Genomic DNA, 20,708 nt, shown 5'->3' on the forward strand with positions numbered 1-20,708 from the left:
GCGCGTGCTCGCCGCCCGCGCCGTCCGCGCCCGTCCCGACGACCCGCTGTCCGCGCTGGAGGTCGCCGACGCCCCGGCCGCCGAGCCGCCGCCGGGGTGGGTGCGGGTCACGGTGGGCGCCGCGGCCCTGAACCGCCACGACCTGTGGAGCCTGCGCGGGGTGGGGCTGCCCGCCGAGCGGCTGCCGATGGTCCTCGGCTGCGACGCCGCGGGGACGACCGACGACGGCACCGAGGTCGTGGTCCACGCGGTCGTCTCCGACGAGGACTTCCGCGGTGACGAGACGCTGGACCCGCGCCGGACCCTGCTGTCCGAGCTGCACCCCGGCACCCTGGCCGAGCACGTGTGGGTCCCGCGCCGCAACCTCCTGCCCCGCCCCGCCGGGTGGAGCGTGGAGCGGGCGGCCTCGCTGGGCACGGCGTGGCTGACGGCGTACCGGATGCTGTTCACGCAGGCGCGCGCCGTGCCCGGGCAGACGGTGCTCGTGCAGGGCGCGGCCGGGGGCGTGGCGAACGCGCTGATCGCGCTGGGGTCGGCGGCGGGTCTGCGGGTCTGGGTCACCGGACGGTCGCCGGAGCGCCTGGAGAAGGCCCGGGCGTGGGGCGCGACGGCGACGTTCGCGACCGGTGAGCGGTTGCCCGCCCGCGTCGACGCCGTGTTCGAGACGGTCGGCAAGGCGACGTGGAAGCACTCGGTGCAGGCGCTGAAACCGGGCGGGTGCGTCGTCGTGTCGGGGGCGACCACGGGGGGCGACGCGCCGGCCATGCTGGAGAACGTGTTCTTCAAGCAGTTGCGCGTGCTGGGCTCGACGATGGGCACGCGCGAGGAGTTCGAGCGGCTGCTGCAGTTCTGCGAGACGGCCGACCTCGCCCCCGAGGTCGACTCGGTGCACGCCCTCGCCGACGCGCGGGACGCGTTCGCCCGGCTGGAGTCCGGCGAGGCCGTGGGCAAGGTGCTGGTCCGCCCCTGACCGGCTCCCGAGGGGCTCTCGCCCGTCTCGCGAGCCGTGGAGACGGGCGCCGGGCCCCCGGGAACCGGGGCGGTGCACCGCCGCCACGTCCTCCCGGCGAGCCCGGTGCCCGGAGGGACGTGACGGCGGTGGTCGGTGGGGACGGGTCAGTCGACCCGCCAGTCGAGCCAGCGCTGCGCGGTCCAGCGCTGCTCGCGCAGCCCGGCGCGGACGCGCTCGACGTCGCGGCCGATCTGCGCGGGCAGCTTGTCGCCGAACCGCGCGAAGTACGTCTCGAGCCGGTCCAGCTCGGCCGACCACGCGGCGGGGTCGACGCGGAACAGTTCCTCGAGGTCGGCGGCGGGCACGTCGAGACCGTCGAGGGTGAGCCCGTCGGCGGTCGGGACGAGGCCCAGGGGGGTCTCGTGGGCCCCGGCGGTGCCCTCGACGCGGCGGCAGATCCACTCCAGCACCCGGGAGTTCTCCCCGAACCCCGGCCACAGGAACCGGCCGTCGTCCCCGCGACGGAACCAGTTCACCCCGAACACGAGGGGCAGTTCCTCCAGGCGGTCCTGCATCGAGAGCCAGTGCCCGAAGTAGTCGGCCATGTCGTAGCCCGCGAACGGAAGCATCGCGAAGGGGTCGTGCCGCAGTTCCCCGACGGTGCCCTCGGCCGCCGCGGTCTGCTCGCTGGAGATCGAGGCGCCGAGGAACACCCCCGCCGACCAGTCGGCCGCCTGCGTCACGAGCGGGACGTTCGAGCGGCGGCGGCCGCCGAACAGGATCGCGTCGACCGGCACCCCGGCGGGGTCGTCGATGTCGTCGGCGATGCTCGGGCACTGCGAGGCGGCCACCGTGAACCGGGCGTTGGGGTGGGCCGCGGGCCGGCCGCTGTCCGGGGTCCAGTCCCGGCCCTGCCAGTCGATCAGGTGCTGCGGGGCCTGCTCGGTCATCCCCTCCCACCACACGTCACCGTCGTCGGTCAGGGCGACGTTGGTGAAGATGACGTTCTCGGACAGCATCTCCATGGCCGTCGGGTTCGTGGCCCACCCCGTCCCCGGCGCGACGCCGAAGAACCCCGCCTCGGGGTTGATGGCCCGCAGCCGGCCCTCGGGGTCCGGGCGCATCCACGCGATGTCGTCGCCGATCGTCTCGACCTGCCAGCCGGGGATCGTGGGCCGCAGCATCGCCAGGTTCGTCTTGCCGCACGCCGAGGGGAACGCCGCGGCCAGGTGGAACACCCGCTGCTCGGGGGAGGTGACCTTCAGCAGCAGCATGTGCTCGGCCAGCCACCCCTCCTGGCGGCCCATCGCCGAGGCGATCCGCAGCGCGAAGCACTTCTTGCCCAGCAACGCGTTGCCGCCGTACCCGGACCCGAAGGACCAGATCTCGCGGGACTCGGGGAAGTGGGCGATGTACTTCAGGTCGTTGCACGGCCACGGCACGTCGGGGCGCACCCGCCCGATCGCGTCGACCAGCGGGAACCCCACCGAGTGCACCGCCGGGACCCACGGCGCCCCGGCCTCGATCGCGGCCAGCGCCTGCGCCCCCATCCGCGTCATGACGCCCATGGACACCACGGCGTACGGGGAGTCGGTGACCTGGACCCCCAGCTGGGAGATCGGCCCGCCGACCGGGCCCATCGAGAACGGCACCACGTACATCGTCCGCCCGCGCATGGACCCGGCGAACACCCCGTGCAGCTCCTCGCGCAGGGCGCCCGGTTCGCGCCAGTTGTTCGTCGGGCCCGCGTCCTCGCGGCGGTGCGAGGCGATGAACGTGCGCGACTCCACCCGCGCCACGTCGGTGGGCGCCGAGCGGGCCAGGAACGAGTTCGGCCGCAGGACGGGGTCCAGCCGGATCAGCGTCCCGGTCGCCACCATCAGGTCGGTCAGCCGCTCGAACTCCGCCGGCGACCCGTCGCACCAGACCACCTCGTCGGGCTGGGTCAGCTCCGCGGTGCCCCGGACCCAGGCCAGCAGCGCGGCGTCCGTCGTCGGGGCGGCGGTCAGGCTCAGGGTGTCCGTGGCGGGACCGGTGACGTCCCGGGTCAGTTCGATGGTCACGTCGCGTGCCTCCTCTGGAGCGGCGTTCGGCTGGTTTCACCACCTTGTGCCCGCCCCAGCCCCTCCGCAACGACTCAGGAGGGTGAAGATCGGACGTTCTTCACGTACGGTGAAGCGCATGGCTCCGCTGCGCGTCGCTGCGCTCGAACCGCTGACCGACCCCGCCTCGGCCCCGCCCGCCCCCGAGACCGGCCTGGACGCGCTCATGGTGGGCCGGCGCATCCGCCACCACCGGCAGGCGAAGGGGTGGACGCTGGCCCGGCTGGGGGAGGAGGTCGGCGCGGCGCAGAGCCAGCTGTCCCAGGTCGAGAACGGCAAGCGCGAACCCCGCCTGTCGCTGATCACCGCCGTCGCCCGGGCGCTGGGCGTCCCCCCGTCCGACCTGCTCGACCCGGCCCCGCCGCCGAGCCGGCGCGCCGCCCTCGAGATCGAGCTCGACCACGCGCAGCGTTCCCCGCTGGCCCGCACGCTCGGGCTGACCGAGGTGCGCTCGAGCCGGAAACTGCCCACCGACGCCCTCGAGGCCCTCGTCGGGCTGCACCGCGAACTCGCCCGCCGGCACGACGCGTCGAACGCGACGCCGGAGGAGGCGCGCCGGGCCAACACCGAGATCCGCCACCTCATGCGCGCCTCGGACAACCACCTGCCCGAGATCGAGGAACTAGCCGAGGACCTCGTCCGCTCGGCCGGGTACACCGTGGGGGCCCTGACCCACCGGCAGGTCGCGCGGATGGCCGCCGACCTGGGGTTCAACATCATCCACGTCGACGACCTGCCGCACTCCGCGCGCACCGTCACCGACCTCGCCAACGGCCGGATCTACCTGCCGCCGGCCTCCATCCCCGGCGGTCACGGCCTGCGGTCGCTGGCGCTGCAGGCCATCGCGCACCGGGTCCTGGAGCACGAGCGTCCCGCGAGCTACACGCAGTTCCTGCGCCAGCGCCTGGAGATCAACTACTTCGCCGCGTGCTGCCTGCTGCCGCGCAGCGCCGCCGTGGAGTTCCTGTCCGCGGCCAAGGCCGACAAGGACCTCGCGGTGGAGGACTTCCGCGACGCGTTCGGCGTGACCCACGAGGCCGCCGCGCACCGCCTGACGAACCTGCTGACCTCGCACCTGGGCATCCCCGTGCACTTCCTGCGCGTCGGCGACGACGGGGCGCTGTACCGCGGGTACGAGAACGACGGCGTCCCGTTCCCCGAGGACTCCTCCGGCGCCATCGAGGGCCAGCCGGTGTGCCGGAAGTGGACCGCGCGCACGGTGTTCGACGTGCGCAACCGCACCACCGAGAACTACCAGTACACCGACACCCCGGCCGGGACGTTCTGGTGCTCCTCGCAGACGGGCACCAGCGACGACGGGGGTTTCTCCATCACCGTCGGCGTGCCCTACGCGCACGCGAAGTGGTTCCGCGGCAGGGACACCCGTGTCCGCACCGTCAGCACGTGCCCGGAGGCGGCGTGCTGCCGGCGGCCGCCGGTGGAGATGGTGGAGCGCTGGGCGGACGCGGCCTGGCCGAGCGCGCGCCTGCACGCCCAGACCCTCGCCCCGCTGCCGTCGGGACGCTTCCCCGGCGTGGACGACCTGGAGGTCTACTCGTTCCTGTCCTCGCACGCCCCGCGGGACGTCTGAGCGGCCGGACAGGGTGGTCCGGGCAGGGTGAGGGGGCGCCGTTGCGGGCCCCGCACCCGCGTGCGAGGGTGACGCCGAAGCCAGCGCGCTGGCTCCACGCCGACCCGCGGTCCCCCCAGGACCGGTCCGGACCAGGAAGGGGCCCGCACGCCGTGTCGACCACCGTGCCCACCGCTGTTCCCGCCGTCGAGACCACCGACGGACCCGTGACGCTCGACGCCGTCCGCGAGCACGTCGCCGCCCGGGCGCTGACCCCCTCGGGCACCGGTACGGTCGGCCTGGAGCTCGAACGCCACGTGGCCGACGTGCGCGCACCGGGCCGCCGCGTGCCGTGGGACCGGCTGACGTCCGTGCTCGCCGGGTTCAGCCCACCGGCCGGCTCCCGGATCACCCTCGAACCCGGCGGCCAGGTGGAGCTGTCCACCCCGCCGGGCGACCTCGCGGGCGCCGTCGCCGGGCTCGAGCGCGACGCGGCCGCCGTCGCCGACGTGCTGGCCGCCGACGGGCTCGTCCTGAACTCCACGGGCCTGGACCCGCTGCGCCCGCCGCAGCGGGTGAACCCCGCCTCGCGGTACCGGGCGATGGCCGGCCACTTCGACGCCGCCGGCCACCACGACGACGGCGCGACCATGATGTGCTCCACCGCCTCCCTGCAGGTCAACCTCGACGCCGGGCCGGCCACCGGCTGGGCCGACCGGCTCGCCCACGTGCACCGGCTGACGCCCGTCCTCGTCGCGCTGGCCGCCAGCTCACCCGTGCGCCGCGGCACCGCGACGGGCGCGGTCTGCGGCCGGCAGGGGGTGTGGGGCCGTCTGGAACCGGGGCGGTGCCGGATGCCCGGCGGGGGCGCGGACCCGGTGGGGGACTGGACGGGGTTCGCGCTGGCCGCGCCCGTCATGTTCGTCCGCTCCCGGCGCACGGGGGAGTGCGAACCGGTGCGCGCAGGCGTGGCGCTGGCCGACTGGGCCGCCGGGCGGGTGCTGCTGGACGACCGGGCGCCGACCGCGGCCGACGTCGACGCGCACCTGAGCACCCTGTGGCCCCCGGTGCGGTTGCGGGGCTTCCTGGAGCTGCGCTTCCTCGACGCGGTCCCGGCGCCGCTGCGCCCGGGCCTGGCCGCGGTCGTCGCCACCGTCGTCGACGACCCGGTCGCCGCCGACGCCGCCGCCGAGGCGGCCGCACCGGTGGCGCACCGGCAGGCCGAGGCCGTGCGCGACGGGCTGGGCGACGACGGCCTGCGCCGGGCGGCGCTGGCCGTCCTGACCGCGGCCGCCGCCCGGCTCACGCCCGCCCTCGCGGCGTCGGTGCACCCCTGGATCGACCTCGTCGAGCGCGGCCGCGGGCCGGCCGACCTGGTGCTGGAACGGTTCCACGCGGGCGGCCCGGCCGCCTGCCTGATCGCGGAGGACGCCCGGTGACCACCCTGGAGGACGCCGTCGCGGCGCTGGAAGGAGCCCGGCGGACCACGACCCGGCTCACCGAGGCCGCCGACGCGGAGCTGACCGCCCAGCACTCCCCGCTCATGAGCCCGCTGGTGTGGGACCTCGCGCACGTGGGGCAGCAGGAGGAGCTGTGGCTGCTGCAGCACGGCCCGGGCCGGGCCCCGGATCGCACCCCGGTCTTCCACCCCACCATCGCCTGCCTGTACGACGCCGCCGAGCACCCGCGGGCCGCGCGCACGCAGCTGCCCCTGCTGGACCCGCGCGCCTCCCGGCGCGCGATCGCCGACGTCCGCCGGCAGGTCCTGGACCGGCTGGCCGGGCCCGGGGGCGGCGCTCCCGGGGCGGTGTTCGCGGCGGCGATGGTGGCCCAGCACGAGCACCAGCACGACGAGACGATGTTCGCCACGCACGACCTGCGCGCGGGCGACCCGCTGCTGGCCGCCGAGCCCACCCCGCCGGGGCGGCTGGTCCCGGCCGAGCCGGTGCTCGTGCCGGCCGGTGAGTTCCTGCTGGGCGTCGACCCCGCCGAGGAACCCTGGGCGCTGGACAACGAGCACCCGCAGCACCGCGTCCACGTCCCGGCGTTCCGCATCGGCCGGGTGCCGGTGACCAACGGGGAGTGGGCGCAGTTCGTCGCCGACGGCGGCTACGACGACCCCCGCCACTGGAGCGCCGAGGGCTGGGCGCACCGCACGGCCGAGGACGTGCGGGTGCCGCTGGGCTGGAGCGCGGACGGGGCCGGGGGGTGGACGCGGCGCAGCTTCGGCGTCGAGGCCGCCGTGGACCCCGCCGAACCCGTGCAGCACGTGGACTTCCACGAAGCCGCCGCGTACGCCCGCTGGGCCGGGGCCCGGCTGCCGACCGAGGTGGAGTGGGAGAAGGCCGCGGCCTGGGACCCCGTGCTGGGCCGGCGGCGGCGCTGGCCGTGGGGGTCGGACGCCCCGACGGCGCGGCACGCCAACCTCGGTGGCCGGGCGCTGGGCCCCGCGCAGGTCGGGGCGTACCCGGCGGGGGCCAGCGCCTACGGCGTGGAGCAGCTGATGGGCGACGTGTGGGAGTGGACGTCCTCGGAGTTCGCGCCGTGGCCGGGGTTCTCCCCGATGCTCTACGACACGTACTCCGCGCCCTGGTTCGGCGGCGGCTACCGGGTGCTGCGCGGCGGGTCGTGGGCCAGCGACGCCGTCGCCGTGCGCCCCTCGTTCCGCAACTGGGACTGGCCGGTGCGGCGGCAGATCTTCACCGGGCTGCGCCTGGCCTGGGACGTCTGAGGGGGTTCGCGGGTGTGTCGTCACACGGCCTGGCTGGGGCAGCCCCGGACGCTGGCCGGGTTGCTGCTGGAGCAGCCGTCGGGGTTGCTGCAGCAGAGCTGGGCCCCGCGCCGGCAGGCGCACGGGACGGTGAACGCCGACGGCTGGGGCACGGCCTGGTGGAGCGCGGCGCGGGCCGAACCCGCCCGCTGGCGCAGCCCGGGCCCGGTGTGGTCCGACGCGTCGCTGGCCTCGGTCGCCCCGCACGTCAGCGCCGGGTGCGTCCTGGCCGCGGTGCGCGACGCCACGACCGGGATGCCGGCCGACGAGACGGCCTGCGCGCCCTTCGTGCGGGGCCGCTGGGCGTTGTCCCACAACGGGGTCGTCGACCGCGCGGTGCTGCCCGCCCGGGCGTGGCCGGCGGCGGAGTCGGTGTGCGACTCCGCCGTCCTGGCCGCGTGGCTGCTGGCCGCGCCCGAGGAGATCGGCCCGCGCGTGCGGGACGTGGCCGCCGCCGATCCGGGGGCGCGCCTGAACGTGCTGGCCGCGGACGGTTCCCGCCTGGTCGCGACCGCCTGGGGCGACACCCTCAGCGTCCTGCGGACCGCCGAGGGGGTCGTCGTCGCCAGCGAACCGCACGACGACGACCCGCGCTGGGAGGACGTCCCCGACCGCTCCCTCGTCGAGGTCGACGCGGCCGGGGTGCGGGTCAGCCCGCTGGGCTGACCCGCCGGACCGGTGCGGCGGACCGGGTCAGGCGAAGCGGACGACGTCCTCGTGCGGCAGGCGGGGCAGGCGCGGGCGGAAGGCGTCGGGGCCGGGGTGGCCGATGTTCACGACGAGGCTGGAGCGCCACGACGTGCCCGCGAAGAACTCCGCGTCCACGCCCGCCTTGTCGAAGCCGGCCATGGGCCCGGCGGCCAGGCCGAGGGAGCGGACGGCGAGGATGAAGTACCCGGCCTGCAGGGCCGCGCTGTAGGAGCCCATCTCCGCGCGGACCGCGGCGTTCTCGTCGAGGAAGCCCTGGCGGGGGACCATGAACGGCGCCACCGTCGGGATGGTGTCGTGGAAGCGGTCGTCGACGGCGAGGACGGCCGTGACGGGTGCGCTGGCCGCGCGGTCGCGGTTGGTGTCGGCCAGCAGGGGCAGCAGGCGCTGCTTGCCCTCCTCGGAGCGCACGAACAGCACGCGCAGCGGCTGCAAGTTGGCCCCCGTGGGCGCCCAGCGGGTCAGTTCCCAGATCTGCGTGAGCTCTTCGTCGCGCACGGGCGTGGCGGCGAAGGTGTTGGCGGTGTGGGCCTCGCTGAACAGGGCCGCGCGGGCGGCCTCGTCGAGACCGGCGGGGCGTTCGTCCAGGGTGGTCATGAGCTGTTCTCCTCGCATCGACTAGCTGTGGCGGTGCTGCTTCGAAAAACAGAGTAGCACCAGAGCTTGAAGTGTCAAGGAGTACAGTGGGGCCCGTGAGCGAGCAGACGCAGCACGACGCCCGGGCGTGCGACGGTGCGCTCGCCCGCGCCTTCGGGTTCCTCGGCAAGCGCTGGAACGGCATCCTGCTCGCGACGCTGGCCAACGGTCCGGCGGGGTTCTCCGACCTGCGCCGCAGCGTCGCCGGCATCAGCGACTCGGTGCTCTCCGACCGCCTCGGCGAGCTCGCCCGCGCGGGCCTGGTGACCCGGACCGTCCACCCCGGCCCGCCCGTCGCGGTGGTCTACGAGCTCACCGGCTCCGGACGCGCGCTGGCCCCCGCGCTGGCCGAGCTGACGACGTGGGCGCGCGAGAACCTGCCGGCGCAGGAGTGCGCGCGCGAGGGAGAGCGCCAGGAGGCGTGATCAGTCCTCGAAGGTGTTGAGCATGCTGTGGGCGGCGCGGTCCAGGTAGTCCCACAGGACGCTCTCCTGCGCGGGCGCGAGCCCGAGGGACTCCACCGCCGCCCGCATGTGCCCGAGCCAGCGGTCGCGGGCGTCCGGGTTGACCTTGAAGGGTGCGTGCCGCATCCGCAGCCGCGGGTGCCCCCGCTCCTCGGAGTACGTCGTCGGCCCGCCCCAGTACTGCTCCAGGAACATCAGCATGCGGCGTTCGGCGGGGCCCAGGTCGGCCTCGGGGTACATGGGGCGCAGCACCTCGTCGGCCGCCACGCCCTCGTAGAACCGGGCGACGAGCCGCACGAACGTCTCGTGACCGCCGACCTCGTCGTAGAACGTGCCCGCCCCGCCGTCCGGCCCGGACGGCTGACGGCCCAGGAGGTTCTGCGGGCGGACGAACGGCAGGTCGGGGCTCACCGCACCAGTGTCGCCCCCGCGCGGACGTCGACCGGCTCCGGGGCGCCGGCGGCCGGGCCCTCACCGCGCGCCGCGGCCTCCGCCGCCTCCTTGACGTTCTTCTGCATCCCGCCGAACACCACGTCGTGGAACGGGCTGATCGCGGCCCAGTACGCCTGCCCCGCCAGGCCCTTCGGGTGGAACAGGGCCCGCTGGTGGAACAACGTGCGCCCCACCGCGTCCGTCTCGACCCGCAGGTCCAGCCAGGCCAGCCCCGGCAGCTTCATCTCCGCGCGCAGGCGCAGCAGCTCGTCCTGCTGGCGGTCCTCCACCCGCCACCAGTCCACGGCGTCGCCGATGATCAGGTGCTTGGGGTCGCGCCGGCCCCGACGCAGCCCCGGGCCCCCGGAGAACCGGTCCATGACGCCGCGCACCGCCCACGCCATGGGCCAGGAGTACCAGCCCTGCTCCCCGCCGATGCCCTCCAGCACCCGCCACAGCACGTGCGGCGGGGCGTCGACGACCGTCGTCCGGTCGTCGACGTAGAGGTTGCCGCCGGCCCAGTCCGGGTCGCTGGGCAGCGGGTCGCTCGGTGCCCCCGGCACCGACGCCGAGCTCCAGCGCGTCGTGACGTTCGCCTCCTGGATGCGCTGCAGCGCCAGCTGCACGGCCCGGCGGAACGGGGTGAGCCCCTCCGGCGGGTCGGGCACGTACTTCTCGACGTCCTTCTCCTTGCAGACCACCTCGTGCACCAGGGACTCCACCAGCGGTCGCGCGATCGAGCCCGGCACGGGGGTGATCGTCCCGACCCAGTGGCTGGACAGCTTGGGGGACATGACCTTCACGGGCAGGACGTGGCGCTTGGGCAGCCCGGCGACCTCGGCGTACCCGCGCATCATGTCCAGGTACGTCATGACGTCCGGACCGCCGATGTCGAAGGTGCGGTTCACGTCGGCCGGCATGGAGGCCGACCCGACGAGGTAGCGCAGCACGTCGCGCACGGCGATGGGCTGGATGCGGTTGTTCACCCACGCCGGGCAGACCATGACGGGCAGCCGCTCGGTGAGGTAGCGCATCATCTCGAAGCTCGCCGACCCTGACCCGAGGATCACCGCGGCCTGCAGGACCGTCGCCGGCACGGGGGAGTCGAGCAGGATCTCCCCGACCTCCCGGCGCGACTCCAGGTGGGTCGACAGCTCCTCGCCCTCGGGGTGCAGACCCCCCAGGTAGACGATGCGGCCCACCCCGCGCTCGGCCGCGGCCCGGGCGAACGTGCGGGCCGTGCGCCGGTCCTTGGAGGAGAACGACCCCCCGGCGCTCATGGCGTGGATGAGGTAGTAGGCCACGTCGACGCCCTCCAGCGCCGCGCGCACCTGGTCGGGCTCGGAGGCGTCGGCCTGCACGACCTCGACGTCGCCGACCCACGGCCGGTCCCGCAGCGACTCCGGGCGCCGGGCCATGGCCCGCACCCGGAACCCGGCCTCCAGCAGCTCCGGGACCAGCCGGCCGCCGATGTAGCCGGTCACCCCGGTCACCAGCGCCAGCCGTCCGTCCCCCGCCGCGATCTCGCTCATGGGACCAGTGTCGGAGCGCCCGCCCCCGCGCGCGAGCCGGCGCGACCCCCGCGGGGCACCCCGCGGGCGACCGCGGGCCGGACGTCGCGCACGCGTGACGTTCGGCCCTGGCGTGTCGCCGCCGGGGCGGGCGAGGGTGGTCCCGTGGTCCTCGAGACGATCCCCGAACCCCTGTCCACGGAAGAACTCGCCACCGTCGACGCCTGGTGGCGGGCCGCGAACTACCTGACCATCGGCCAGATCTACCTGCAGGACAACGCGTTGCTGCGCCGGCCGCTGGAACCGGCCGACGTCAAGCCCCGGTTGCTGGGCCACTGGGGCACCAGCACGGGGCTGTCCTTCGTCTACGCGCACGTGTCGCGGCTGATCCGGCGCACCGGCCAGGAGACGGTCTACCTGGCCGGTCCCGGGCACGGCGGACCCGCGCTGGTGGCCGCCGGCTGGCTCGAGGGGACGTACACCGAGTCCTTCCCCGCCGTCACCCGGGACGGCGACGGGATGCACCGGTTGTTCCGGCAGTTCTCCTCCCCGGGCGGCATCCCCTCGCACGCCTCGGTGACCACCCCCGGTTCGATCCACGAGGGCGGTGAACTCGGCTACGTCCTCGTCCACGCGTTCGGCGCCGTGATGGACAACCCCGACCTGCTCGCCGTCGCCGTCGTGGGGGACGGGGAGGCCGAGACCTCGCCGCTGGAGGGCGCCTGGAAGGGGATCTCGTTCCTCAACCCCGCCCGCGACGGGGCGGTGCTGCCCGTCCTGGACCTCAACGGGTACAAGATCTCCGGCCCGACCGTCCTGGCCCGCAAGGACCCCGCCCTGGTCCGGTCCCTGCTGGAGGGGCACGGCTACCACGTGCTCGAGGTCACCGGTGAGGACCTGCCGGGCATGCACCACCGGTTCGCCGGGGCGCTCGCCGAGGCCCACCACCGGATCCGCGCCATCCAGCACGCCGCCCGCACCGGGCAGGCCCCCGACGGGGTCCCCGCCTGGCCCGTCGTCGTGCTGCGCTCGCCCAAGGGCTGGACCGGGCCCTCCGTCGTCGACGGGGAGCAGGTCGAGGGGACGTGGCGCGCCCACCAGGTCCCGCTGTCGGGCGTGAAGGAGAACCCCGAGCACCTGCGGCTGCTCGAGGCGTGGATGCGGTCCTACCGGCCCGGGGAGCTGTTCGACGCCGACGGCCGGCCCACGGAGCTGGTGCATGCCAACGACCCCGCGGGGGACCTGCGGATGTCGGCCACCCCGCACGCCAACGGCGGCCTGCTGACGCGCGACCTCGTCCTGCCGCCCGTCGCCGACCACGCGCTGCAGGTCGACCGGCCCGGGACGACGCGGGCGGAGTCGACGCGCCGCCTCGGGGAGTACCTGCGCGAGGTCTACCGCGCCAACCCCACGACCTTCCGGCTGTTCTGCCCCGACGAGACGAACAGCAACCGGCTCGGGGCGGTGTTCGAGGTCAGCGACCGGACGTGGATGGAGCGGGTCGTGCCCGGGGACGTGTCGCTATCGGCCTCGGGCCGGGTCGTCGAGGTCCTCTCCGAGCACAACTGCCACGGCTGGCTCGAGGGGTACACGCTCACCGGCCGGCACGGGGTGTTCGCCACGTACGAGGCGTTCGCGATGGTCAGCGCGTCGCAGACCGTGCAGCACGGCAAGTGGCTGGAGGAGGCCGAGCACCTGCCCTGGCGCGCACCCGTCCCCAGCCTGAACGTCCTGCTCACCTCGACGGCCTGGCGCAACGACCACAACGGGTTCAGCCACCAGGGGCCCGGGCTGATCCAGACCGCCCTGACCCAGCGCGCCGCCGTGTCCCGCATCTACCTGCCGCCGGACGCCAACTGCCTGCTGGAGGTGGCCGACCACTGCCTGCGGACCCGCTCGCGGATCAACCTGGTCGTCATCGACAAGCAGCCGCAGCTGCAGTACCTGGCGCCGGCCGCGGCCGCCGAGCACGTCCGCCGGGGCGCGGGCGTGTGGGACTGGGCCGGGACCGACGACGGCACCCAGGACCCCGACGTCGTGCTGGCCTGCGCCGGTGACGTCGTGACGATGGAGACCGTCGCGGCCGCCGCCGTCCTGCGCGAGAGGCTGCCGCAGCTGCGGGTGCGGGTCGTGAACGTCGTCGACCTGATGCGCCTGCGCCGGCCCGCCGACCACCCGCACGGCGTGGACGAGTTCACCTTCCGGGAACTGTTCACCGACCACGTCGACGTCGTCTTCGCCTTCCACGGCTTCCCGGGCGCCGTCCACCAGCTCGTGCACGGCCGCCCGCACGCCGACCGCTTCCACGTGCGGGGGTTCATCGAGGAGGGGACGACGACCACCCCCTTCGACATGACGGTGCGCAACCGGGTGTCCCGCTACGACCTCGTCCTGGACGCGCTGAACAACGCCTCCCGGCTGCCCGTCGGGGCGGGGGACCTGCGGGCCTGGTGCCAGGGGCAGCTCGAGCGCCACCGCGCCTACGTCGTGGAGCACCTCGAGGACATGCCCGAGGTGCGCGACTGGACGCTGCCCGTCGGCTGACCCCTCAGGACCGGGCGCGGGCCTGCTCGGTGAGGGGGGTGAACAGGTTCACCAGGTTGTCGTCGGGGTCGCGGAACAGCGCCGACCGGTTCCCCCACGGCATCGTGGTCGGTCCCTGCACCACCTCGGCGGGGTCGAGGCGCGCGAACTCCGCGTCGACGTCCTCGACGCGGAACTCCAGCAGCACCGACCGGTTCGCCGCCGCCTGCGCGGCGGGGACGGTCGAGGCGTCCGCCACGGCCAGGGTCGTGGACCCGGGGTGGCGGATCTCGGCGAACACGGGCGCGAGCCGGTCGGCCGTGCGGCCGGTGAGGCGTTCGTAGAAGGCGACGAGCGTGTCGACGTCGCGGGTCAGGAGCCGGATCGAGGTGAGCACGCGCCGACGGTAGGACGGCAAGCGGACAGGAACCGCCCGGATTTAACGTGACCTCGTGAAGACGTCGTGACCCGGCCCACCGCGCGGGTGCTGGCCCTGCTGGAACTCCTGCAGTCCGGCGGCCTGCGCACCGTCGGCGAGCTCGCCGACCGCCTCGGCGTCGACGACCGGACCGTCCGCCGGTACGTGGACCACCTGCGCGACCTCGACCTGCCCGTGGAGTCGGTGCGCGGCCGCCACGGCGGGTACCGGCTGGCCCGCAGCCACCGGCTGCCCCCGCTGATGCTCACCGACGACGAGGCGCTCGCCGTCGCCCTCGCGCTACGCGCTGCGACCGGCACCGCGGGGGCCGCGGCCGCCGCGAAGGTGCGCCGGGTGCTGCCCGCACCCCTGGCCCGGCGGCTCGAGCAGGTGCTCGACGCCACCACGACCACCGGGCCGCCCGGGCAGGGCGCCGCACCCGACGCGGACGTCCTGCTGCCGCTGGCCGACGCTGTCGAGCACGCCCGGCCCGTCACGTTCACCTACGCCGGCGGGCAGGGCCCGTCCGAACGGGTCGTGCACCCCCACGCCCTCGTCGAGCACCGCGGCCGCTGGTACCTGCGCGCCGCCGACCAGGGGCGCTCGGGACAGGAGCGCACGTTCCGGCTCGAGCGCACCACGCGGGTCCGGACGCTGCCCGGGCGCTTCGAGCGGCCCGCGGCGCCCACCGGCGAGGACTTCCTCGACACCCTGGCCCGGGCCCCGCGCCGGTACGCCGTGCGGGTGCGCGTGCAGGCCGACCCGGCGCACGTGCACCGGTACCTGCCCGCCTCCGTGGCCGTCGTCGGGGACGCCGACGAGCAGGGGTGGCGACCCGTCGACGTGCAGGCCGAGGACCTCGGCTGGCTGCCGCCGCTCCTGCTGGCCCTGGGCCGGCCCTTCACCGTCGAACGCCCCGCCGCCCTGCACGCCGAACTGGCCGCCGCCGCGGCCCGCCTGGTGGCGGCCGGCCCGGGTGGGGACGGCTGAGGTCACAACCCCCGGTCGGTGCGCGCGGGGTCGGCCGCCGCGGCGTCCTGGGCGGCCACGTCGGCCTCGCTGGGCGGCGGCGGCTGCGGGGTGACCGCCGCGGCCGGGTCCGGCAGCCGGTGGGCCTGGCGCGGGCCGTCGTCGTGGCGCAGGAAGACCGTGCGCTGGGCCAGCGGGAACTCGATGCCCTCGGCGTCGAACACGCCCTTCACCCGGCGCTTGAGCTCGCGCTGCACCGCCCACTGCTGCATGGGCGCCGTCTTGACGACCAGCCGCAGGACGATCCCGTCCGTCGTCATCTGCTCCACGCCCCACACCTCCGGCGCGTCCAGGACGAGGGGTTTCCAGTCGTCCTCGGCGACCAGGCCGTCGGCGATGCGCTGCAGCACCTGCTGGGCCCGCGTGAGGTCCTCGCCGTAGGCCACCGAGACGTCCACGACGGCCCGGGCCCAGCCCTGGCTCATGTTCCCGACCCGCAGGATCTCGCCGTTGCGCACGTACCAGACGGTGCCCTTGACGTCGCGCAGGCGCGTGACGCGCAAGCCCACCGCCTCCACCGTTCCTGAGGCGTCGCCGAGGTCGACCGAGTCGCCCACGCCGTACTGGTCCTCGGCCAGCATGAAGATCCCCGACAGGAAGTCCTTCACGAGCGCCTGCGCCCCGAAACCCAGTGCCACCCCGGCGATCCCCGCCGAGGCCAGGAACGGGGCGATGGCGATGCCGACGGTGTCGAGCACCACGAGGACCGCGAGGATCCCCAGCACGAACGTCACCGTGCTCTTCAGGACCGAGGCCAGGGTCTCGGCCCGCTGCTGACGGCGTTCGTTGAGCAACGGCGAGGAGTCCAGCAGACCGTTCCTGCGGCCGCCGCCGAGCTTGCCCGCACCCGTCGCGATCCCCGCGGCGACGCGGCCGATGAGCCGCATGAGCACGAAGCGCGCGACCCAGCACACGAGCAGGACGACGACGATCTTCAGGGGTTTGTCGAGCAGGAACGAGGCGACGTCGTGGGCCCCCGCCGTGGCGTCGGCGGTGTCGACCGCCTCCAGGGTGCGCGAGATCGAGTTCAGCAACGAGGGGTCCTCAGTCCTTCAGTTCCAGTCCGGTGGCCCGCGCGGCGAACGCGAGGGTGTCGCGCACGAGCCCGGCGCTGCGCGAGACCGAGCGCGCGCCGTGCCCCACGTCCTTCTCCCGGCGCAGCAGCACGGGGCGCACCGCCGGGTCCGAGCTCGTCGCGTGCTGCAGCGCCGCGCACAACTTCCTGGCGTGCAACGGGTCGACGCGACTGTCGGAGTCGAACACCGTGAACAGCACCGCCGGGTACGCCGTCCCCTCCACGGTGCGGTGGTAGGGGGAGTACGCGTGCAGCCAGCCGAACTCCTCGGCGACCGCGGCGCTGCCGTACTCCTCGCTCCACGTCGCCCCGAGGCCGTGCAGCTCGTAGCGGACCATGTCCAGCAGCGGGGCCGAGCAGACCACCCCCGCGAACAGCGCGGGTTCCTGCGTCAGCGCCGCCCCGACGAGCAGTCCCCCGTTCGACCCGCCGTGCACGCACAACTGCTGCGGGGTGGTGAAACCCCGCGCGATCAGGAACCGGGCCGCGGCGTGGAAGTCGTCGAACACGTTCTGCTTGTGCCCGCGCATCCCCGCGCGGTGCCAGTCCTCGCCCTCCTCACCGCCGCCGCGCAGGTTCGCGACGGCGTACACGCCGCCGGCCTCGACCCAGGCCAGGGCGTCGGGGGCGTAGTGCGGGGACAGGCTGATCCCGAAACCCCCGTAGCCGTAGAGGATCGTCGGTGCGCTCCGGCGCGGGACCCCGTCGGCGTCCAGCAGGTCGGCCCGGGCGGTGACCTGCAACCGCACGACCGTCCCGTCCAGGCTGGGGTACTCCAGCAACCGGCTCACGACGGCCGGGACCTGCACGGCCCCCGGCGGGGCGGACTCCACCGCGAGTTCCCGCGTGCGGCCGTCGAGGTGCCACACGTGCGCCGGGGTCGTGGTGTCGCTGTAGGAGAACCACAGGTCGTGCCCGCCCTCGGGACGGCCGACCAGACCCCCGATCGACCCCGTCCCGGGCAGTTCGACGCGACCCGCGGCCCCTTCCAGCCGGGTTCCCGTCGCGAGGTCGTGCACGGTCACCGAACTCACCGCGTGCTCGGTCCAGCCGACCACCAGCAGGGGTTCGGGCAGGTCCGGGCCGTCGAGGACCGCGACGTCGTCGAGCAGGGCCGGTCCCTGGGGCACGAGGTCGCTCCAGTTCTCCACCTGCGGCGCGTGCGGGTCCGCCACCGCGAGCCGGCCCCGCGGCGCGTCGAGATCGGTGAACACGTACAACCGGCCGTCGCGGCCGACCCACGCGCTCGTGTTCGCGTCGCGCCCCTCGACGACCGTGCGGAACTCCGGCCGCGCCGGGTCGCCCGCCGACAGGTCCGCGATCCACACGTCGTTGCGCGGGGCCGTCCCGTCCGAGCTCGTCACGACCAGCCAGCGCCCGTCGCGCGAGGTCCACACGCCGTAGTAGTTCGTCATCGACCGCCCGTCGCCGAAGACCTCGACGTCGGTGTCCGGGTCCGTGCCGACGACGTGCAGGTACACCCGGCGGTGGTACTGGCGCTCGTGCTCGGGCAGCCGCTCGGGTGGCAGCCGGCGCACGTAGTAGAACGCCTTCACCCCGGCGCGCTCGGGCAGCCAGGCGACGGGGGAGTACCGGGCCCGGTCGATCGGGCCGTCGACGACCTCACCGGTCGTGGCGTCCAGGACCCGCAGGACGCTCTCCTCGCTGCCGCCCTCGGACAGCTGGTAGGCGACCAGGTCCCCCTCCACGTCGGGGCGCCACGCGTCGAGGGTCGTCGTGCCGGACGGGTCCAGGGCGACGGGGTCCACCAGGACCCGCGACCCGTCCCCGTCGCTCACCAGCAGCACCCCGTGCTCGGCCGTCGGCTCGCGCCGCGTGCGGAACTCGCGGGCGCCGCGGTGCACGGGGGTCCCCACCGACCCGGTCGCCATGAGCTCGCGCACCCGCCGCTCGAGCCGAGCCCGGCCCGGCAGGGTCGCCGCCCACGCCGCCCACGCCTCGTCCTGGGCCGCCGACCACGCCACCGTGCGCTCGTCGCCGGCGTCCTCCAGCCAGCGGTAGGGGTCCGGGACGGCCACGCCGTGCAGCTCGTCCACGACGTCCTCGCGCGGCGCGGCCGGCCGCTGCTGGGGGGTGCTCATGGCCGACCACCCTAGGTCGGGTGCCGTGCGTCTCGCCGGGGACCCGTGCCGGACCCGGCGGGGGTTCCGGGACCGCGGACGGGCAGTGGCCGACCACCTCTGGCAGAGTCGCCGGGTGGCCACCGACGTGCCGAGCGCCGAACTGCGCGCCGACCTCATCGACCTCGCGACCGCCTGCGGGGTCGCCACCACCTTCGACGACTGGCAGGGACGGAAGACCACCGTCCCCGCCGCGACGATCACCGCGGTGCTCACCGCGATGGGACTGGACGTCTCCACGCCCCTCGCGACGCGCGAGGCGCTGCACGAGGTCAAGCTCCGGCCGTGGCGGCGCGTCCTGCCGCCCGTCGTCGTGGCCCGCGAGGGGCGGCTGCACCAGGTGCCCGTCCACGTCCCCCACGGCGACCCCGTCGACGTCGTCGTCGAGCTCGAGGGGGGCGACTGGGCCCCGCTGCGCCAGGTCGACCGCTGGGTGGACCCCGTCCACGTCGACGGCGTCCTGACGGGCCGGGCGACGTTCGAGCTGCCCGACGACCTGCCGCTGGGGTGGCACGTGCTGCGCGCCCGCACCCCCGCGGGGGTCAGCGAGTGCCCCTGCGTCGTCACCCCCGACGTCCTGGACCTGCCGCTCACGCTGCAGACCGGCCGCAGCTGGGGGTACCAGACCCAGCTGTACTCCGTGCGGTCCTCACGGTCCTGGGGCGTCGGCGACCTCGCCGACCTCGCCGAGCTGAGCGCCGTCGCGGCCGGGCAGGGCGCGGGGTGGATCCTCGTGAACCCGCTCGCCGCGGCGCAGCCGGTCCCGCCCATGGAGGCCTCGCCCTACCTGCCGACGACCCGCCGCTTCGTGAACCCGCTCTACCTGCGCGTCGAGGACGTCCGCGAGGTCGCCTACCTGACGCCGGGGGACCGGGCGCTCGTGGAGCGCCTCGCCGAGCGGGTCCGGCCCGCCGACCACGACCCGGGGCAGATCGACCGCGACGCGGCCTGGGCCGCGAAGAAGCAGGCCCTCGAGGTGGTCTTCGCCCACGGCCGCACCCCCGCCCGCGAGGCCGCCTTCCGGCGCTACGTCGCCGCCGAGGACCCCGGGCTCACCGGGTTCGCCACCTGGTGCGCCCTGGCCGAGCGGTTCGGGCTGCCGGCCGCCGACTGGCCGGCCGAGGCCGCCTCCCCGGCCGCCGCCGAGGCCTCCGGCCTGAGCGCCGAGCTCGCCGAGCGCGTCGAGTTCCACCGCTGGCTGCAGTGGCAGTGCGACGAGCAGCTGCGCACCGCCCAGGACGCCGCCACCGCACCCGGCACCGGGCCGGGCATCGTCCACGACCTCGCCGTCGGCGTGCACCCCGACGGCGCCGACGTGTGGTCCCTCGGGGACGCCCTCGCGCACGGCGTGACGGTCGGCGCGCCGCCGGACGCCTTCAACCAGCAGGGGCAGGACTGGAGCCAGCCGCCGTGGCGTCCCGACCGCCTCGCCGAGCTTGCCTACGTGCCCTTCCGCGACATGGTCCGCACGATCCTGCGCCACGCCGGCGGGTTGCGCGTCGACCACGTCATCGGCCTGTTCCGGCTGTGGTGGATCCCGCAGGACGCCTCCCCGGCCGCGGGCACCTACGTGCGCTTCGACCACGAGGCGCTCATCGGCATCCTCGCCCTGGAGGCCCAGCGGGCCGGGGCGGTGCTCGTGGGGGAGGACCTCGGGACGGTCGAGCCGTGGGTGCGCGACTACCTCGCCGACCGCGGGATCCTCGGCAGCGCCGTCCTGTGGTTCGAGTACGACGGCGAGCGCCCCAAGGCGCCGGAGGCCTACCGCGAGCTCGCCCTGGCCAGCGTCACCGTCCACGACCTGCCGCCCACGGCGGGCTACCTCGCCCAGGAGCACGTGGCGCTGCGCGACCGCCTCGGTCTGCTCACCCGGCCCGTGGAGCAGGAGCGGGCGCAGGACGCCGCCGAGCAGGAACGGATCCTCGGCCTGGTCCGCGACCGCGGGCTGCTCGCCGAGGACGCCGACGAGCAGGCGACCGTCGAGGCCCTGCACCGCTACCTGGCGCTGTCGCCGTCGCTGCTCGTGGGGGTCTCCCTCGTCGACGCCGTCGGGGACCGGCGCACGCAGAACCAGCCCGGGACCTCCCTGGAGTACCCGAACTGGCGGATGCCGCTGACCGGCCCCGACGGCGAGGTCGTCCTGCTCGACGACCTCGCGTCCAACCCCCGGGCGCGGTCGCTGGCCCGGGCGGTGGACGAGGCGCTGCGGGACTGATCCCGCCCCCGCGCCCCGTCCCCGCTGCCGTGGCCGGGACGTCCTCCCGGACCGTCCCGACCTCCCCTCCTGCGCTGCCCACCGTGCCGGGCCCGCCTTGCGGTCGGCTTGCCGACGGCTGCCATCCGGCGGCGTGCGGAGTTCGGACCGTTGACGCGACGG

The 20,708-nt window shown here is 75.2% G+C and carries 16 protein-coding genes; 9 read left to right on the top strand and 7 right to left on the bottom strand.

Annotated features, from left to right (window positions below):
• Window positions 1-4 precede the first annotated feature (4 nt).
• Window positions 5-970, top strand: coding sequence for a zinc-binding dehydrogenase (locus CLV37_RS04455; RefSeq protein WP_106207586.1), 966 nt, complete (start codon window positions 5-7; stop codon window positions 968-970).
• A gap of 146 nt (window positions 971-1,116) precedes the next feature.
• On the opposite strand, the gene CLV37_RS04460 is transcribed toward CLV37_RS04455, so the two are convergent.
• Complete coding sequence (locus CLV37_RS04460; protein WP_425433605.1) at window positions 1,117-3,009, bottom strand: phosphoenolpyruvate carboxykinase (GTP); 1,893 nt, start codon at window positions 3,007-3,009, stop codon at window positions 1,117-1,119.
• A gap of 124 nt (window positions 3,010-3,133) precedes the next feature.
• Here CLV37_RS04460 and CLV37_RS04465 point away from each other — a divergent pair, with 124 nt between their 5' ends.
• The 4 genes from CLV37_RS04465 to egtC all read left to right on the top strand — a co-directional run bounded on the left by CLV37_RS04465 (window position 3,134) and on the right by egtC (window position 8,060).
• A complete protein-coding gene (locus tag CLV37_RS04465) occupies window positions 3,134-4,645 on the top strand; it encodes an XRE family transcriptional regulator (protein ID WP_106208485.1) in 1,512 nt (503 codons plus the stop codon).
• Between the two features lie 152 nt (window positions 4,646-4,797).
• On the top strand, window positions 4,798-6,063 hold the full coding sequence (locus CLV37_RS04470) for a glutamate-cysteine ligase family protein (protein ID WP_211298393.1): 1,266 nt from the start codon (window positions 4,798-4,800) through the stop codon (window positions 6,061-6,063).
• A complete protein-coding gene (gene egtB / locus CLV37_RS04475; protein ID WP_106207590.1) occupies window positions 6,060-7,355 on the top strand; it encodes an ergothioneine biosynthesis protein EgtB in 1,296 nt (431 codons plus the stop codon). Before CLV37_RS04470 ends, egtB begins: the two co-directional genes overlap by 4 nt.
• Before the next feature lie 12 nt (window positions 7,356-7,367).
• The gene (gene egtC / locus CLV37_RS04480) at window positions 7,368-8,060 is read left to right on the top strand and encodes an ergothioneine biosynthesis protein EgtC (RefSeq protein WP_106207592.1); all 693 of its coding nucleotides are present in this window, start codon (window positions 7,368-7,370) and stop codon (window positions 8,058-8,060) included.
• Between the two features lie 27 nt (window positions 8,061-8,087).
• On the opposite strand, the gene CLV37_RS04485 is transcribed toward egtC, so the two are convergent.
• A complete protein-coding gene (locus tag CLV37_RS04485) occupies window positions 8,088-8,699 on the bottom strand; it encodes a malonic semialdehyde reductase (RefSeq protein WP_106207594.1) in 612 nt (203 codons plus the stop codon).
• Between the two features lie 95 nt (window positions 8,700-8,794).
• Between CLV37_RS04485 and CLV37_RS04490 the strand changes: the two genes are divergently transcribed.
• Window positions 8,795-9,163, top strand: a complete 369-nt coding sequence (locus CLV37_RS04490; RefSeq protein WP_106207596.1) for a winged helix-turn-helix transcriptional regulator — start codon at window positions 8,795-8,797, stop codon at window positions 9,161-9,163.
• Here CLV37_RS04490 and CLV37_RS04495 read toward each other — a convergent pair whose 3' ends face one another.
• Both CLV37_RS04495 and CLV37_RS04500 read right to left on the bottom strand, forming a co-directional pair.
• Complete coding sequence (locus CLV37_RS04495) at window positions 9,164-9,574, bottom strand: globin (protein WP_106208491.1); 411 nt, start codon at window positions 9,572-9,574, stop codon at window positions 9,164-9,166. It abuts the gene before it with no gap.
• A 35-nt stretch (window positions 9,575-9,609) separates the two neighbouring features.
• Window positions 9,610-11,166: an SDR family oxidoreductase gene (locus CLV37_RS04500; protein ID WP_106207598.1), complete on the bottom strand. Its 1,557-nt coding sequence runs from the start codon at window positions 11,164-11,166 to the stop codon at window positions 9,610-9,612.
• A gap of 144 nt (window positions 11,167-11,310) precedes the next feature.
• Between CLV37_RS04500 and CLV37_RS04505 the strand changes: the two genes are divergently transcribed.
• On the top strand, window positions 11,311-13,689 hold the full coding sequence (locus CLV37_RS04505; protein WP_106207600.1) for a phosphoketolase family protein: 2,379 nt from the start codon (window positions 11,311-11,313) through the stop codon (window positions 13,687-13,689).
• Between the two features lie 4 nt (window positions 13,690-13,693).
• Here CLV37_RS04505 and CLV37_RS04510 read toward each other — a convergent pair whose 3' ends face one another.
• Window positions 13,694-14,065: a VOC family protein gene (locus CLV37_RS04510; protein WP_106207602.1), complete on the bottom strand. Its 372-nt coding sequence runs from the start codon at window positions 14,063-14,065 to the stop codon at window positions 13,694-13,696.
• A 66-nt stretch (window positions 14,066-14,131) separates the two neighbouring features.
• Between CLV37_RS04510 and CLV37_RS04515 the strand changes: the two genes are divergently transcribed.
• On the top strand, window positions 14,132-15,076 hold the full coding sequence (locus CLV37_RS04515) for a helix-turn-helix transcriptional regulator (RefSeq protein WP_106207604.1): 945 nt from the start codon (window positions 14,132-14,134) through the stop codon (window positions 15,074-15,076).
• Between the two features lie 2 nt (window positions 15,077-15,078).
• Here the strand turns inward: CLV37_RS04515 and CLV37_RS04520 are convergent, their stop codons facing one another.
• Together CLV37_RS04520 and CLV37_RS04525 are read right to left on the bottom strand one after the other, a co-directional pair.
• Window positions 15,079-16,149, bottom strand: a complete 1,071-nt coding sequence (locus CLV37_RS04520) for a mechanosensitive ion channel family protein (protein WP_106207606.1) — start codon at window positions 16,147-16,149, stop codon at window positions 15,079-15,081.
• A gap of 10 nt (window positions 16,150-16,159) precedes the next feature.
• On the bottom strand, window positions 16,160-18,292 hold the full coding sequence (locus tag CLV37_RS04525; RefSeq protein WP_106207608.1) for a prolyl oligopeptidase family serine peptidase: 2,133 nt from the start codon (window positions 18,290-18,292) through the stop codon (window positions 16,160-16,162).
• A 115-nt stretch (window positions 18,293-18,407) separates the two neighbouring features.
• On the opposite strand from CLV37_RS04525, the gene malQ reads away from it, so the two are divergent.
• A complete protein-coding gene (gene malQ, locus CLV37_RS04530; protein WP_245885248.1) occupies window positions 18,408-20,546 on the top strand; it encodes a 4-alpha-glucanotransferase in 2,139 nt (712 codons plus the stop codon).
• Window positions 20,547-20,708 lie beyond the last annotated feature (162 nt).

This window comes from Kineococcus rhizosphaerae (assembly GCF_003002055.1).
In the GTDB taxonomy this organism is placed as follows: domain Bacteria; phylum Actinomycetota; class Actinomycetes; order Actinomycetales; family Kineococcaceae; genus Kineococcus; species Kineococcus rhizosphaerae.

Coding starts and splice junctions, on each gene's coding strand:
- CLV37_RS04465 (WP_106208485.1), top strand. CDS start 3,134: ATGGCTCCGCTGCGCGTCGCTGCGCTCGAACCGCTGACCGACCCCGCC.
- CLV37_RS04485 (WP_106207594.1), bottom strand. CDS start 8,699: ATGACCACCCTGGACGAACGCCCCGCCGGTCTCGACGAGGCCGCCCGC.
- CLV37_RS04500 (WP_106207598.1), bottom strand. CDS start 11,166: ATGAGCGAGATCGCGGCGGGGGACGGACGGCTGGCGCTGGTGACCGGG.
- CLV37_RS04525 (WP_106207608.1), bottom strand. CDS start 18,292: ATGAGCACCCCCCAGCAGCGGCCGGCCGCGCCGCGCGAGGACGTCGTG.